The organism is Rhodococcus sp. 66b, assembly GCF_002076325.1.
GTDB classification, from domain to species: Bacteria; Actinomycetota; Actinomycetes; order Mycobacteriales; family Mycobacteriaceae; genus Rhodococcus_F; species Rhodococcus_F erythropolis.
Genome location: NZ_MUZB01000001.1, coordinates 201,419 through 216,641, shown reverse-complemented (window position 1 = coordinate 216,641; position 15,223 = coordinate 201,419). Strand labels below are relative to the sequence as shown.

Genomic DNA, 15,223 nt, shown 5'->3' with positions numbered 1-15,223 from the left:
GGTGGAGATTCAGCCCGCGAGTACCCGTCGCATGACGGGCTTGGCTGCAAACGCACTGGCCAACACCAACGCGATCCCCACAGCCAGGGTGACGCCCAACTGAACCAGCGCCATCGGAGTGGTCAATACGGCTGCCCCTGCCAGCGGGAAGAGGAACAGCAGTGCAGCGCCGGCGCCGGCCAGTGCCATCACCACCACGGGAGTGCGAACGTGCCTCACGCGGGCGCTGTCCATCACCTCGACAGGTGTACCGGCCAGAGTCAGACTCCGATACAGCTCACGGTTGTCGAGGATCCCGGATACCTGGGTGAGCGCAGACGAGATGGCAGCCAACGTGAATGTTGCTCCGAGAGTGAACAACACCCCGGTTCTCATGTCCGCGAACAGGAACTCCTGCCCTGGCTGCAAATCCTGCCCCTCCCCGTTGCCTATCGCGGCGAGGAGAGATGTGCCTGCGGCAACAAAGCTGGCCATCGTCACACCGCTGACCGTGCGCCACACAGCCTTCGGATTGTCCAGGACCCGACGCGCCGCAATCAGCGAAGCACCGTCTTTGGCGCATTTGAGCATGATCCGTCCAAGCAGCGAAATGACGAACGGACCGACCAACGCAACAACGCCGAAGCAGAGACCAAGGCCCACCAGGATTGCCGCGATGCTTGCCGCGGAGCCCCCGAATGCACTCCATCCCACAAGAACCCCCACCCCAGCCACAGCGAAGATCATCTTCGGTGCGGCGCTGGGATTGCCCGCCGTGACGCCCAACGGGCTCACGAACACCTGGCGCATCCCGAGCATCGACGTCAAAGCAGCCAGGATGGTCATTCCGAATACGATGCCCACCAGAGGGAGTGTGCCAACCCAAAGCTCACTCCACTCGAATGTCCGACCTTGAAATCTCAAGAGAGCTACGAGCGGCAACGCGAGGAGGTATCCCACCACACCGATCAACGCACCGGCCAAGCCCTGGATACCCGATTCCGCAGCGCACAGCGCAACGATCTGGCGAGGGGTGGATCCGATGAGTCGCAGCGAGGCGAGTCGTTCGTCGCGACGGCGCGCGCCCAAGCGGGCCGCCGCCAGACCGAGAGTGACGGCTGGAACGATCATCAACACCGAAGCTACCCCTGCGAGCGCTAGGTACGCCTCGGCTTCGGGTTCGCTCGATCTGCCCGCGAATGCACCGTAGCCGCCGAGCACCGTCAGCAACAACGTCGTCGAGGCGGCAAATGCGGACACTGGGAGCGCGAAGGTACTCAAGGCCTTTCGCCCTTCACCGCGCACCGTCATCAATGCAACGCGCGCTGTGGCCTTCATGCCGCCACCTGTGTCCCGACGAGCGAACCGGCCTGCATCATCATCGTGCGATCACACCACCGAGCGACTTCGGCATCGTGAGTGACGACGACCAACGCAGAACCGATCTGTTGAGCCGAATCACGCAACACCCTCATCACTTCCCAACTCGTCTGCGCGTCGAGGGCACCGGTCGGCTCGTCTGCGAAGAGAACTGCGGGTTTGGTTACCAACGCTCGCGCAATCGCCACACGTTGCGACTGCCCACCCGACATCTGACCCGGGCGACGATCCTGCAACCCATCCAGCCCCAACGGCGCGAAGAAGCCGTGCGCCGTCCGCTTGGCTTCTGCGATGGACAACCCGTTGAGCACCAAGGGCAAAGCGACGTTCTCGATCGCCGGAAGCTCCGGCAACAGTTGGCCCGATTGAAAAACGAACCCGTACGACTCCCGTCGGAGCCGGCTGCGGTCGTTCTCACCGAGGTTCTCGATATGCCGGCCGCTCAGCAAGATTGCTCCCGAGTCGGGCTTGACGATTCCTGACATGCAATGCAGCAGTGTCGACTTCCCCGATCCTGAAGGACCCATGATGGCCGTGGCAGTACCGGCGCGCACTTCCAGCGATACACCTCGGAGCACCGGAACGTCGCCGTACGACTTGCCCAGCGCGTGGACCGACAGGACTGCGGGTGCTTGTGCGTTGTTCATGATTCCACCTTCTCGTGAACCCCTCGCGAACACATCGGCCCAGCGCACGATCTTCGGACTGAGCTCGGTCCTACCGGAGGATGACCGGACCCCGAGCTCTGTCAGGGTCGTCACTATGATTTCCGACATGACCTGGTCCGGCGCCGTCCACATGCAGCCCGGAATTCTCATGTTCACCGGCGCAGTGGGATCCGCGCACATGCATTCGCACGCCGCTGTTCAGATCATGATCATCGACGACGGGGACGTCACGGTCACGGACGGGGACGGCCACAGTGAAGTCGTGCGGTCCGTGGTCATTCCATCCGGGGCGGTCCACGCGTTGTCCGCCTCCGAGGGTGCGCGGGGACGGGCGATCTACATTGACTCCACCACCGGGATGGGTCTGCGCATCAGGCCACCGGAGCCGGGCCGCGGTGGTGTGGCCGACTGGTCGGACCCTGGGCAGACCGCAGTAGCGATGACGGACCGCGGCGCTGATTCGGATCTGGAATACGCAGCGAGGCTGATCGATTCACTATCCGAACGCGAAAAGGCGTCGAGCCTGCGCGCTCTTCACCCGGCCCTCGAGCATGCCCTGACGCTACTTCCCGAGAGAATCTCGGGGCAGGTCACACTGACGGACATCGCCGCCCTGGTCTCCATCTCGCCCGGACGGCTGGGAAGAATCTTCAACGATCAACTGCAGATGAGCTTTTCGACCTACATCCGCTGGTTACGGTTACGACGCGCCATGGAAGTGATGAGCAGTGGCGCAACTCTGACAACCAGTGCACACGAGGCCGGTTTCACCGACAGCGCCCATCTCAACCGTATCTGCCACAGTATGTTCGGGCTCACGCCCAGCGCCGCGACCGGCGGCCTCACCTGGAATTGACGCTGCCCCTCAGCTGACGCTGTCCATCTCCGTCCTCGCGAGCAACGACAGACGACTGTAGAGGCGCGCCAATCCGGGAACGTCCCGAAGACTGCCCGCAACGTCCTCCACACCGGCAGCGGCATACACCGTCAGTCGCGCATCGACGTCGTAGAGAACATCGACGACATTTCCGAAACGGCGAAGGGCAAATTCCGAAGCTTCGGCAAGCACCGGTACTCCGAAGATCACCCAGTCGTCGAAGCGGGAGGCAAGCTCGAGATAGTCGGCAGCCGAGGTCGAACCAGCGCACAGCACCTCGAAGTCGAACCAGACAACACCGTCTCGAATCGCCGAGCACTCCAATGTGCGTGTGCCTATCGTCAATTCGACACTTTCGCCCGAAGGCCACGTAATTCCCGAGCCGACGAGGAATGCCCCTGTCGCAAAACGGTAGTCCCCGGCACCTGGCTGACCCGCCGTCCGATAGTCGACGGAGCCACCCAATTCGATCACCTCGAGAGTCCGCTCGATCAACTCGATCGACGGAACGAACTGCTCGTGAAAAAGCGGATTCGGAAGAAGATCGGTCGGCGGGACATTGGACGTGACAACAACAGTCACACCTTTCGCGACGATTGTGTCGAGAACCCTTGCCATGAACATGGCGTCGGCGACGTCGTCGATGTGGAACTCGTCGAAACAGAGCACGCGGATTCCGTCGACGACGTGGTCCAGCGCCGCGCCCATCGACCCGAGTTCGTGCGCCCGAGAGTGCAGATCTGCAAAGAACCGATGAAAGTGAATGCGCCGCTTGCCGACTCGGATGCTCTCGTAGAACTCCTCCATGAGCATCGTCTTACCGCGGCCGACGCTACCCCAGAGGTAGATCCCTCCGCCGACCTCACCGTCGGATATCCGGGCTCGCAGGGCATCGAGAGCTTCACGTGCCGCCAACTGCTCTTCGTCCAGTAACATGAGGCTCCTCTACATCTGTAGAGTCGAGGCTAGTGACCGAAGGCAAATCGAGTCAATGTGACCCTCACGACGCACCATCTGCAGCATGCAACTCCGGCAGCATGCAACATCGACAGCAAGGAACGACATGAAGCCCGATCGCAGAGCCCTCATTGCGGCATCCGCCGTCACGATCATCGCCGAGCAGGGCCCGCGTGCACTCACCCATCGGGCGATTGATCAGTCCCTGGAACTTCCTGCCGGTTCGACGTCGTACTATTTCCGCACTCGCGAGGCACTTCTCGAAGCAACCGCATCGCACATCGTGCACCGGTCACGTTCGACTTTCGGCGAACTCCGCGAGAGGCCCAGCGATCCTGCTGCCCTGACGGCCGAGTATCTCGACGATCTTCTCTCGCACCGCAGACACGAATTGATCGCGCGCTATGCACTACTCGTGGAATCTCCCCGAGATTCGGCATTGCACCAACTCCTCGAAGGCAGTCTGTTTTCGCTGGAGAAGGCAAGACCCGTCTTCGAAACCGCTGGTGTTGGCGACCCTGATGTCTCTGCCGCAAATTTCCTGAGCCTGCTGGAGGGCTTGATCTTCGACTATTGCCTGGGATCACGTAGCCGGGACCCTCACTCCAGCGAAACCGTTCGGCAACTTCGGATCCCGATCGACATCTACCTTCGCGGAGTGGGGGTCATCTGAAAGACCTTGGTCAGCAGAGGCTTCCGGTACAGGGTTGTCGACCAGAGAACAGCGCCGCGACAAAGGGAGTGCTGTCTGGAACCGAAGCCGGGACGGTTCCCAGATGATCAGTGGGATAGGTATGGAATGCAAACTCCACACCGTTGGCAGCGAGGTCGGCCGCGAACTTCAGTGTCAGCGGTGCCGGAACATCGATGTCCGACAACCCCTGACCGATGAAGAACGGGCGGTCGTATCCTGCGGTCGGCACAGTGAGCAGTTCACGCGCAGCCTCCATGAATACTGGATTGTCCAGCGACTTCGTCAGCACCTGCCCGAGTGTGACGGTTCCGTACTTCGTGCGCGCCTCGGTGTAGCACATGTTGTTCTCGACGTCGTCGAGGATGGTCTTGCCGAGCGGGGTCAGATACGAGTCGATGTCGATGTCCGGCCGCGAAGCACGCAGTCCGTCAAGAACGTTCGCGATGTAGACCGTCGTACCCTTGAGCGGAAGCGCCGGGAAAGCCGGACCACCGAGCGGTAGAAGATTTTCGATGTTCGAGGGGACACCAGTGGCGACAGCGCCGCGGTAGTCCAACTCCGGCGCGTAATCAGTGGCAAGCGAAGCGGTGAACATAGTCGCCTGCCCGCCCTGCGACTGTCCCATCGCAACCCATTCGCTCGACAGGTCGTCGTCGACCGCACGAGCGGCACGCACCATGTCCACAACGCTGTGTGCAGCGGAACGACCGTCGAGATACGGGTGAACACCAGGTGTTCCGAGCCCCACGTAGTCGGTCGTCACCACCGCGTATCCCTGCTCCAGCCAGTGACCCAGATGCGTCGCGGTCCGTTCGAGCGGAACACTGCTGCTCGGCGCACACTGATCCGCCACACCCACCGTTCCGTGCGCATAGGAGATGACCGGCCAACCACCCTCGGGCGGAGCTCCCTCTGGGCGATACACCACACCGGTGCTCGTCATCGGCGCGTCCTTCGGGCCCGTCGACCAGTACGTCACCTTTGTTGCGCTCACGGCACCCGGGATCACCCGATCGGGACCGAGTAACTCCCGACTCACGACAGCACCCGGAGCATCATTCGGTTCCGCTCCGGCCGGCGCCGCAACTGTCAACGCCACCAAAGCACTCGCACTCAGCCCGACGAGCGTCCTACCCAGTCGCTTACTCACGTACTTCTCCTACGATTGCGGTGACGGTGCATCTGTGGTGATCGGCCCCACATCAGCCGATCGAGTTCAGACCATAGAACAGCCTTACCAATTGGTCAACCTAGATTCCCACTCCGCATCTACCGTCGTGACACGCCTGCTCGGGTAGGGTGGCGGTGTTCGATACGTGCAGGTCCCAGCGAGATCAGGAGGCCGAAAGGCTCTCTCATGTCAGCACCTGATCTCCCGACCTTCCCTGCTTCGCAGCAGAAGTCGGTGGCCGCGATTCTCCGAGCAGCAGGTTGCGTATTCGCCGAAGACGAGGCTCGCCTACTTCTTCACACCGCACGCTCTCTCGATGAACTCGACGCGATGGTCGACCGACGAGTTGCCGGCGAACCACTCGAACCTGTCCTCGGATGGGTCGAGTTCTGCGGCTTGCGTATTCACATCGACTCTGGAGTCTTCGTCCCACGCCGGCGCACCGAGTTCCTCGCCCGGCAGGCCTGCTCACTCGTCGTCTCGGGAAGCGTCGTCGTCGACATGTGTTGTGGCTCAGGAGCTGTCGGTACCGTCCTGCAGTCGACGCTCGATGCCGTCGATTTGTACGCGGTAGATGTGGAACCAGCCGCGGTGCGGTGCGCTCGCCGAAACATCACACCGCCCGAGCGCGTACTCGAAGGCGATCTCTTCGAACCACTGCCGACGGAATTACTCGGTCGCGTGGATGTGGTCGTTGCCAATGCACCTTATGTCCCCACCGATTCGATCAGGCTGATGCCGCCCGAAGCCCGTCTTCACGAACCGCTGGTCTCGTTGGACGGCGGCACCGACGGACTGGACCTGCAGCGACGCATCATCGCGGACGCTGCGCCGTGGCTACGACCGGGTGGCTGTCTTCTCGTCGAGACGAGTACGGAGCAGGTCGAAATGACTGTTGAAACATTCACTCGGGGAGGTTTTCTCACTCGAGTGGCAACCTACAGTGAGACCGCCTCGACCGTGGTGATCGGTCAGTGTTGAAGGCGATCGGATCCTGGCGTGGACCACTCCCGAGCGCGGGCGGCAAAGCCGTCGACAAAAAGCCCGAACGCACGATCGACGCGGGCCCGGTCCCCAGTGGCCAGAAGATCCATCGACAGACCCCGCATTTGCGAGAGCAACAGAGTAGCGACAGAGGCAACATCGTCCTCGGGGCAACCCGCTTGTCGTAGACCGGCTTCCAGGGCCTCGATCCAATCGCCTACAAAACGGTCCAGGAACCGTCCGTAGCGTTCGCGGTCGCCGAGCGCGAGGGCGTAAATCTCGACCATCACTCGGAACCGCGGCAGGACCTCCGGCGTCGTACGTTCGGTCCACCACGCGGTCAGCACTGTCGCCGGATCGACCCCCGGTTTCATCGGAACCGCAATCGGAATGGACTCACCACGCATGTTCTCGATGACCTCGGAGAGCAGGTTCTCCTTGCTCTCGAAATGGTTGAGCAACGACGCATGCGACACACCTACGGCCTTGGCGAGCTGCCTCACCGTCAGTTCCCCGACACCGTTGTCGATGATGTAGCGGGTCAGCGCGTCGAGCAACTCCTCACGTCGCCCGGCGTATCTCAGGCTGCGTTTGTCGATGCGTTCGGGCTCCGGCACATACCCACCCTACCGGCCGGAATCACCAGGTCAGCGGCTGACTGCCTTCTGATACCGACGAATAGCGAACGGCACGAAGACGATCAGCAAACCGAAAGTCCACAACAGCGACGCGATGACCGGATTCTGCAGTGGCCACGCATCCGGAACCGTCATCGCAGGATTGGTATTGCCGAACAGTTCACGCACCGCCTGAGTCACCGCCGACACCGGATTCCATTCGGCGATCACTTTGAGCGGGCCGGGAAGATTGGTGGTCTCGACAAAAGTGTTCGCGATGAACGACAGCGGAAAGATGACGATGAAACTCGCGTTGTTGAACACCTCCGGCGTGCGGATCCAAAGCCCGACAACAGCCATGACCCATGACAATGCGTACGCGAAGAACAGAAGCAGCGCATACCCGGCCACCGCCTCGAGGAAGCTGGAATGGATGCGCCACCCCACCAGAAGACCGGTCAACGACATGACCACCAAGCTGATGACGTTGATCAACACGTCACTCGATGTTCGGCCGGTCAGCACGGCAGACGGAGCCATGGGCAGCGATCGAAATCTGTCGATGATTCCTTTCTGAATATCTTCGACCATCCCCAAACCAGTCCAGGTAGCACCGAATATGACCGTCTGCGTGAAGATTCCGGCGATCAGGAACTCTCGATACGACGTGCCCGGGACGGAGATCGCGCTGCCGAACACGTATGCGAACAAGAGCACGAACATGATCGGCGACAAAGTGGTGAACACCAGTAGATCCGGAACGCGCTTGATCTTGATCAAGTTTCGCCTGGCGATGGTCAAACCGTCTTCGAGCGCCATCTGCACGGTCATTTCTGATCCTCCAGTTCAGCCTGGTGCCCGGTCAGTGTGAGAAAGACATCGTCGAGAGTGGGCCGGCGCAGACCGACGTCGAACACCCGAATGCCTCGTGCCGACAGGAGATTCAGCGCTGCGACCAACGCATCTGTACCGTCGTCGACAGGAACGGTGACGCGACGGACATTCTCTTGAACCTGAATGTCCCCCACGGCAAGCGAGCGCAATTCTTCTCGGACGATGTCGAGATGTTCGACCTCGTGCACACTCAGTTCGATGCGCTCACCCCCGACCCGCGCCTTCAGCTGATCTGCAGTACCGCGCGCGATGACCGAGCCGCGGTCGATGACGGCGATCTGGTCGGCCAACCTCTCGGCTTCCTCCATGTATTGCGTCGTGAGCAACAGTGTTGTCCCCTGCGCCACCAACCCTTCGATGACATCCCAGAGACCGAGTCGCGCACGAGGATCGAGGCCGGTGGTCGGCTCGTCCAGAAACAACACCTGCGGCCGAGCAACCAATGCGCCGGCGAGATCGAGACGTCGCCGCATTCCGCCGGAATAGCCCTTGACCGGCCGATCTCCGGCCTCGACGAGATCGAACTGCTCGAGCAATTCACGCGCTCGGGCCTTACTGCTTCGGGCGCCGAGGTGATACAGCCTCCCGACCATGTCCAAGTTCTCATAGCCCGTCAGGTACTCGTCGACCGCGGCATACTGACCCGAAGCACCGATCTTGGATCGCAACGCCCGCGCATCCTCGACCACGTCCAGCCCGGCAACCTTGGCGCGTCCACCGTCCGGAATGAGCAGCGTCGTGAATATCCTTACCGCAGTGGTTTTTCCGGCGCCGTTGGGACCCAATAGAGCCATCACCGAACCCTCGCGCACTTCCAGGTCGATGCCGTCCAATGCCGTGACGTCGCCGTACTTCTTGACCAGCCCCTCGGCCACAATCGCTTCGGTCATGAGCCCTCCCGCATCGGTAATCCGTCGGTAGTCCGTTCCCCAGTGTGACCCAGGAGGCCGACGCATTCCAGGATTTCACGCAGCAGTCCTGCAAACGGGCCCCGACAGGACCCAACCGTCGTGACTCCTCACGATTCGGCTCGCTCGCGTATTCAAGTGGACGAGAGTGCCCCGGATTTCAATTCATGTTAGCGTCGCAAAGTTCGTGCCTCAGAATGCACTCCAAACAAATTTCTCTACAGCCGAAGAATCTGACCTGGAGGATAACTCCCATGCGTTTCATCCCTATGCGACGGTACGCAATCCTACCGAAAACAATCCGTCTCATGTGCCTCTCGACGGCAATCGAACTATCGCTCACATTTGCCTATTCCTATCAGGGGCAAGGGCACACAGAATCACCTACGTTTGCTCCCACTGCTCTTTCTGCCAATCCGGAATCTGCTGCTCTCCCCTTCGACATTCCGGACCGGGCAACGCTGAACGGACGGAAGGTATTCGGACATTATTTTCCGCCGTACCCGGTATCTATCGACAACGCGACCCCGAACAGCGACTTCTACACAACTCAGTACATGACAGTGCATGGAGAGAACAATGCACACGTCAACTCAGCTGGATTCATCCGCGATCGGCCTGCTCCACGCCCTCCGATCGCAGATCCCCAGTGGCGTCAGAGAGATCTCGAAACTGAAGTTCGTCAGGCGGTCGCTGCTGGGCTCGACGGGTTCTCTGTCGACATCATGGCCAAGGCAACGGACACCAGTTGGTGGGGTTCAATCATTCCCGGCGCGCTCATGCAAGCCGCAGCCACAGTAGATCCGAATTTCAAAGTAATGCTCATGCCCGATATGAGCGCTTCTTTCAATAACATGACGCCTGCAGAGCTCGCCGCAGAAATGGCACCATATGCGACAAAACCGTCCGTATTCAAACTTGCGGACGGACGCCTCGTTATTTCCCCATTTCTTGCAGAAGCCAAAAGTCCAACATGGTGGTCGCAGTTCATCACCCTGATGAGTCAGTCCTATGGGATAAATGTCGCATTAGTTCCGGTGTTTTTAGACGCAGCGGCAAACCGCAATGCGTTTGCCTCCATCAGCTATGGCATGTCGAGTTGGGGAAACCGGAATCCGGCGGGAAACCCAGTGGTCAACAGCCCAAATACTCCGCTTGATTTGGCTGCCGCGGCTCATGCGTTGGGAAAGATCTGGATGCAATCGGTCTCCTTCCAAGACGTCAGACCGAGCCAGGCCATCTACGACGAAGCGGAAAACACACAGAATCTTCGCAATACCTGGCAGATCGCGCTCGATTCAGGCAGCGAATGGGTCCAACTGACAACCTGGAACGATTACAGCGAGGGGACTTCCTTCGCTCCCAGCGCCGGGCACGGACGCTCCCTCCTGGACATCAACGCCTACGGTCTGTACTGGTTCCGGTCAGGGGTAATGCCGACGATCGTCCGCGATACTGCCTATTTGAGTTATCGAACGCAGAAAGTATCCGCAGTGCCTGCCAACCCTTCGACACCCCCGATGTCACTGCGCCAATGGTCATCCCCCGCTCGCGACACCGTCGAGGTTCTCACCTTCTTGACCGCTCCCGCAGTCGTCAAAGTGACGGTGGGAACCACGACAACCACCTGCAATGCCCCGGCCGGGATGAGCAGCTGCATCGCCCCGTTGAAAGTAGGTTCCATCAAGGCTTCTGTCGTTCGCGGCACTACCGAGGTGTCCCGGGTGAGTTCGCACGCTGCGGTAACTGCCACCCCGTACAACCAGAATCTCGAGTACCTGGTTGATTCCAGTCGGAGATAACGGTGACGAAGATCGGGTCAGTCCGTCGACTCACCCGATCTTCGTTGCGCCATCGGTTTCGGCTGCAATTGGTAACTCGGGCAGCGATACCGCCCCCGTCCGCTCCACCTTCACTGCCAACGTCACCGCGGCGGCCAGTGCTGATACGCCCGCTCCGATCCAGTACAAAACCGCGAACGAATGCAGGGTCGGCACAGCGCTCGCACCGATCACCACCGTTGAACTGGCCAATACCGCTGCCGCAACGGCGCTTCCGGTGGAGGTACCGACCGAACGGAGCAGGCTGTTGAATCCGTTGGCCGAGGCAGTCTGATGGATCGGCGCAGATTCGGTGATCAGAGTCGGCATGGCCGCCAGGGAAAATGCCACACCGGCCGATACCACGGCAGCGCCGATCACGATATTGACCAACGTCGGCGCCAACAGCACACGCAAGACATATCCGATTGCAATGACGATCGCACCCGACGCCAACGTAGCCTTCGCTCCCCATCGCCTCGTCACTTTCGACGACACCGGCGCCAATCCGATCATCAGGACTCCGCCCGGCATCATCGCCAGTCCGGCTTCGGCAGCCGAGAGTCCGAGACCGTCCGCCGACGCCAGGGGCAACTGAAGTTCCTGCGTTGCCGCCAACGCGCTGATGAACATGGCAAAACCGAGTAATACTGCGCAGACGTTCGAAACCAGAATCGGAGCGCGAAGGGAAGTCCGCAGATCGACCAGCGGTGCCGGCGTGTGCAGTTCCCACGGAATCCATCCACAAAGCAAGACCACGCCGGACGCGATCAGAACCAGAACCTCGGGGCTTGCCCAGCCCCATTCGGTTCCTTTCGAAACGGCCAGCAGCAGTGCAGTCATAGCGAGTGTAAGGACCGTGGCCCCCAGAAAGTCGAAGCGTCCGCGACTCTTCACCGCCGATTCCGGCACCACCAGCGGCAAGACGACTATCAGTACTACCCCGAATCCACCGGTGACCCAGAAAAGCGCGGGTAGTCCCCAGTGCGCCGAGATCACCCCAGCCATCGGCATACCGAACATGCCACCGATCCCCAACGTCGCACTCATGAGAGCTACTGCACCACTGAGCTTTTCCGGAGGAAGGACATCGCGCATGATGCTGATTCCGACGGGCAGAAGTGCCGTCGCGAACCCCTGCAACGAGCGCCCGAGGATCAGTAACCAGAAACTCTGGCTGAGCGCAGCAACCATGCAGCCGACGATCATCACGGCAAGACAGACGAGCATCATCGCGCGCTTGCCGAACATGTCGGCGAGTCTGCCGATGAGAGGGGTTGCGACGGCACCGGTCAGCAACGTCGAGGTCACCAGCCAGGAAGCGGTGGACGACGATACTCCCGATGCCGTCGCGAACGCAGGCAGGACCGGCACCACCAAGGTCTGTTGCAGCGCGACCACCACACCGCTCAGACTCAGGACGCCGACGACCCACCCGGTCCGCGCTTTCGCGCGAACAGTCTTGTCCGTCAAGCGTTCGAGCGAGCGGCTACTCCGGCGTCGACAGGAACCACGATGCCACTCATGTGGGCACTCGCGTCGGCGGCGAGGAACAGGACTACTCGCGTGATCTCGAAGGGATCCAGCCAACCGACCGGCTGCGCATGCAGAGTCGCGTACACGGGTTCGACGTCGTCTGCCGTCGGCGATTCGAGGTCAGGCCGCATCATTGCGTACATCATGTCGTTGTGAATCATCGGCGTCGAGATATTTCCCGGTGCAATAGCATTCACGGTCACACCCGAGTTGGCCAGTTCGAGCGACACACTCTTCGTCAAACCGATGACGCCCCATTTGGAGGCGCCGTACGCCGCCATCTGGGTGCCACCGGATCGACCCATCATCGAGGAAATCGTGATGATGCGACCGTAACCACGTTCCGCCATTCCACCTGACACGGCCGCAACGGTGTTGAACACACCGGTCAGGTTCGACGAGATGACTTCGTTCCACTGTGCCGACGTCATCGACGTGATCGGAGCGGGCACGGACACACCGGCATTCGCGACGGCGATGTCGACACGGCCGAACTCGGCTTCAGCGCGGGCAACGAGCGCGTCCATTGCGTCGCGATCAGCAGTGTCTGCCTTGACGGCAATGCAGCGACGACCGGTGGCTTCCACCAAACGAACGGTTTCCTTCAGATCCTCCTCGTTTGCGAGGGGGTAGGCGACGACATCACTGTTCTCGCACCGGTCGCAGATCACGATGTCCGCGCCACGCTCCGCGAATGCGACAGCGTGGGCGCGCCCCTGACCGCGTGCGGCGCCGGTGATCAGTGCAACTTTTCCTTCGAAGCTGCCTTCGAGGCTGTTCATGCCGTCTCCTAGTTCGTCGTATGCAAGCGTGCGCTGTACTGCATGCGTACTCCGAACCCGCCCGAAAGAAACAGTCGATCCCGGACAGCGGGAATCCAGCCGATCACTGGTAAACGGCGGTCTCGAATTCCAGGTATCCGTTGATGGATCCAGCGTCCGCGAACGGCAGAATCTGCGTTGCCCAGAACCCGCCGACGCCGGTCTGCCGGTCGATCCAGTAATAGAGGTTGGCAAGACCCGCCCAAGCCAGCGATCCAGCCGGCCTACCGGTGGGTGCCACCTCTTCATTTGTCATGAAGGAGTATGCCCATCCCTTGGGTACACCGGGGAAGAATTCCGCATCGTTGGACAGCGTCGGGAGAACTCCGGGCAACAACCCCACGTGCTGGCCTTCGAGCCCGTTCTGAACGGCTGCAGCTACCGTCTCCGGCGACAACACGCGACCGGATGTGCCCGCGCCGTCGTTGAGCCACATACGAATGAACTTCGTGTAGTCGCCGACAGTGCCGTGCAAACCGTGGCCACCCATGTGCACCTCGGGTTCGGCCGGAAGCTCGAATCCGATGAGCGGAGTGAGGCTTCCGTCGCTCTCGCGCTGATGGATCGGCGCAAGTCGAGCCTTCATCGACGGGCTCATCGTGAATGCCGTATCGGCCATCTCGAGAGGTTCGAAGATGCGCTCACGCATGATATCGCCGAGTCGCTGACCTCGAATCGACTCGACGACCTGGCCGGCCCAGTCGATGTTGGTGCCGTACTCCCACTTCTCACCCGGGTCGAAGAGCAGCGGTGTCGTGAGCGCCGCTTTGCTACACGTGATCACGCTGGGTTGCCCATGTTCCTGTGAGAGCCGGTTGTACGACTCGTTGAAGAAGTCGTAGCCGAACCCTGCAGTGTGAAGGAGCAGCATGCGAGTGGTGATGTCGCGCTTGGGTTCCCGAAGAACGGGGTTTCCACCGGCGTCGAAACCGTCCAGGACCTTCAGCTCACCGATGTCGGGAACATAGGTCACTGCAGGTGCATCGAGATCGAGCAATCCCTCCTCCACACATTGCAGGACAGCGGTACCGGTGATCGCCTTGGTGGTGGAGAAGAGCGCAAAGGTTGTATCGAGGGTCATCGGAACGCCGGAACCGAGAGTCCGCTCGCCCGCAGCACCCTCGTAGATGTTGCCTTCTCGATCCGTAATCATCGCGACCACACCCGGGACGCGATCAGCCCCCTGAGTTGCTCGCGCCAGCACGTCGTCGAGGCGCTGCTTCGAAAGGGGCTTCCGCGCAATATCTTCGATCGTCACTGCATTTCTCCATCCGACTTGCAACTTGTCTTGTCGAACAGAATGTAACGGCGATCACACACCCGGCTCTGCCTCGAAACGGCAGGAAAACTGTCTCGTTTCGGCAGAACCGGGCAGAGTCTGGAGTCAGCTCTGGGGCGCTCCGATATTCACCAGCCAGGAAATGCCGAATTTGTCTGTACAGGCGCCGAATTCGTCGCCCCACATCTGCTTCTCGAGCGGAACGCTGACCGTACCTGTTCCCGACAGTTGCTCCCAGTACCCGCGCAGCACATCGCCGTCGTCGCCGCTGAGGCTGACCGTGATGTTGTCGCCGGGGTTGAACGGCATGCCGGGCGGAGTGTCAGCACCCATCAGGGTGTATCCCTGATCGGTCTCGAGCATTCCGTGCATGATCTTGTCCCCGCCTTCGCCGGGATTGCCGAATTCACCGAACGTGCTCAGCGCCAGCGTGCCACCGAAAATGCCCTTGTAGAACTCCAACGCTTCACGCGCGTTACCGTTGAAACTGATGTACGGATTGAGTCGAGTTGCCATGACGTACTCCTAGCTCGTGGGATTGCTGTCACGTTCGATTTCAATCCTTGCAGAACGCTCCGACACGAAACAACGGATCATCGCAGTTCATCGAGTGCGTAAACCGATCGTCATGACCGTTC

Annotated in this window: 15 protein-coding genes; 4 read left to right on the top strand and 11 right to left on the bottom strand. The window is 60.7% G+C overall.

Translation table 11 applies throughout. From position 1 onward, the window contains the following. Positions 1 to 9 precede the first annotated feature (9 nt). Positions 10 to 1,317, bottom strand: a complete 1,308-nt coding sequence (locus tag B0E55_RS01005; protein WP_080908914.1) for an FtsX-like permease family protein — start codon at positions 1,315 to 1,317, stop codon at positions 10 to 12. After that, positions 1,314 to 2,159: an ABC transporter ATP-binding protein gene (locus B0E55_RS01000; protein WP_029254452.1), complete on the bottom strand. Its 846-nt coding sequence runs from the start codon at positions 2,157 to 2,159 to the stop codon at positions 1,314 to 1,316. Before B0E55_RS01000 ends, B0E55_RS01005 begins: the two co-directional genes overlap by 4 nt. On the opposite strand from B0E55_RS01000, the gene B0E55_RS00995 reads away from it, so the two are divergent. Continuing rightward, a complete protein-coding gene (locus tag B0E55_RS00995; protein ID WP_080908913.1) occupies positions 2,134 to 2,883 on the top strand; it encodes a helix-turn-helix domain-containing protein in 750 nt (249 codons plus the stop codon). The two genes, B0E55_RS01000 and B0E55_RS00995, sit on opposite strands and share 26 nt — an antisense overlap. A gap of 9 nt (positions 2,884 to 2,892) precedes the next feature. On the opposite strand, the gene zapE is transcribed toward B0E55_RS00995, so the two are convergent. Beyond that, positions 2,893 to 3,840, bottom strand: a complete 948-nt coding sequence (gene zapE, locus B0E55_RS00990; protein ID WP_080908912.1) for a cell division protein ZapE — start codon at positions 3,838 to 3,840, stop codon at positions 2,893 to 2,895. Positions 3,841 to 3,967: 127 nt separating this feature from the next. Between zapE and B0E55_RS00985 the strand changes: the two genes are divergently transcribed. Next, complete coding sequence (locus B0E55_RS00985; RefSeq protein WP_042950808.1) at positions 3,968 to 4,534, top strand: TetR/AcrR family transcriptional regulator; 567 nt, start codon at positions 3,968 to 3,970, stop codon at positions 4,532 to 4,534. A gap of 10 nt (positions 4,535 to 4,544) precedes the next feature. Here the strand turns inward: B0E55_RS00985 and B0E55_RS00980 are convergent, their stop codons facing one another. Beyond that, on the bottom strand, positions 4,545 to 5,705 hold the full coding sequence (locus tag B0E55_RS00980; RefSeq protein WP_080908911.1) for a lipase family protein: 1,161 nt from the start codon (positions 5,703 to 5,705) through the stop codon (positions 4,545 to 4,547). A gap of 207 nt (positions 5,706 to 5,912) precedes the next feature. Here B0E55_RS00980 and B0E55_RS00975 point away from each other — a divergent pair, with 207 nt between their 5' ends. Next, a complete protein-coding gene (locus B0E55_RS00975) occupies positions 5,913 to 6,707 on the top strand; it encodes a putative protein N(5)-glutamine methyltransferase (protein ID WP_020906129.1) in 795 nt (264 codons plus the stop codon). On the opposite strand, the gene B0E55_RS00970 is transcribed toward B0E55_RS00975, so the two are convergent. From B0E55_RS00970 to B0E55_RS00960, 3 genes are read right to left on the bottom strand one after another with little or no spacing between them, the layout of a single operon-like run. Next, the gene (locus B0E55_RS00970) at positions 6,698 to 7,327 is read right to left on the bottom strand and encodes a TetR/AcrR family transcriptional regulator (RefSeq protein ID WP_080908910.1); all 630 of its coding nucleotides are present in this window, start codon (positions 7,325 to 7,327) and stop codon (positions 6,698 to 6,700) included. The two genes, B0E55_RS00975 and B0E55_RS00970, sit on opposite strands and share 10 nt — an antisense overlap. A 30-nt stretch (positions 7,328 to 7,357) precedes the next feature. After that, a complete protein-coding gene (locus tag B0E55_RS00965; RefSeq protein WP_003945537.1) occupies positions 7,358 to 8,158 on the bottom strand; it encodes an ABC transporter permease in 801 nt (266 codons plus the stop codon). Next, on the bottom strand, positions 8,155 to 9,111 hold the full coding sequence (locus tag B0E55_RS00960; protein ID WP_003945489.1) for a daunorubicin resistance protein DrrA family ABC transporter ATP-binding protein: 957 nt from the start codon (positions 9,109 to 9,111) through the stop codon (positions 8,155 to 8,157). Before B0E55_RS00960 ends, B0E55_RS00965 begins: the two co-directional genes overlap by 4 nt. Positions 9,112 to 9,437: 326 nt before the next feature. Here B0E55_RS00960 and B0E55_RS00955 point away from each other — a divergent pair, with 326 nt between their 5' ends. After that, entirely contained in the window at positions 9,438 to 10,931 is a 1,494-nt protein-coding gene (locus B0E55_RS00955) for a glycoside hydrolase family 71 protein (protein ID WP_080908909.1), read from the top strand. A 30-nt stretch (positions 10,932 to 10,961) separates the two neighbouring features. On the opposite strand, the gene B0E55_RS00950 is transcribed toward B0E55_RS00955, so the two are convergent. The 4 genes from B0E55_RS00950 to B0E55_RS00935 form a co-directional block, all read right to left on the bottom strand. Further along, positions 10,962 to 12,422, bottom strand: a complete 1,461-nt coding sequence (locus B0E55_RS00950) for an MFS transporter (protein WP_021342838.1) — start codon at positions 12,420 to 12,422, stop codon at positions 10,962 to 10,964. Then, a complete protein-coding gene (locus tag B0E55_RS00945; protein ID WP_003945658.1) occupies positions 12,419 to 13,267 on the bottom strand; it encodes a mycofactocin-coupled SDR family oxidoreductase in 849 nt (282 codons plus the stop codon). Before B0E55_RS00945 ends, B0E55_RS00950 begins: the two co-directional genes overlap by 4 nt. Before the next feature lie 103 nt (positions 13,268 to 13,370). Continuing rightward, positions 13,371 to 14,510, bottom strand: a complete 1,140-nt coding sequence (locus B0E55_RS00940; protein ID WP_241895993.1) for a serine hydrolase domain-containing protein — start codon at positions 14,508 to 14,510, stop codon at positions 13,371 to 13,373. A gap of 180 nt (positions 14,511 to 14,690) precedes the next feature. Further along, positions 14,691 to 15,101: a VOC family protein gene (locus B0E55_RS00935; RefSeq protein WP_047890314.1), complete on the bottom strand. Its 411-nt coding sequence runs from the start codon at positions 15,099 to 15,101 to the stop codon at positions 14,691 to 14,693. Between the last annotated feature and the right edge of the window lie 122 nt (positions 15,102 to 15,223).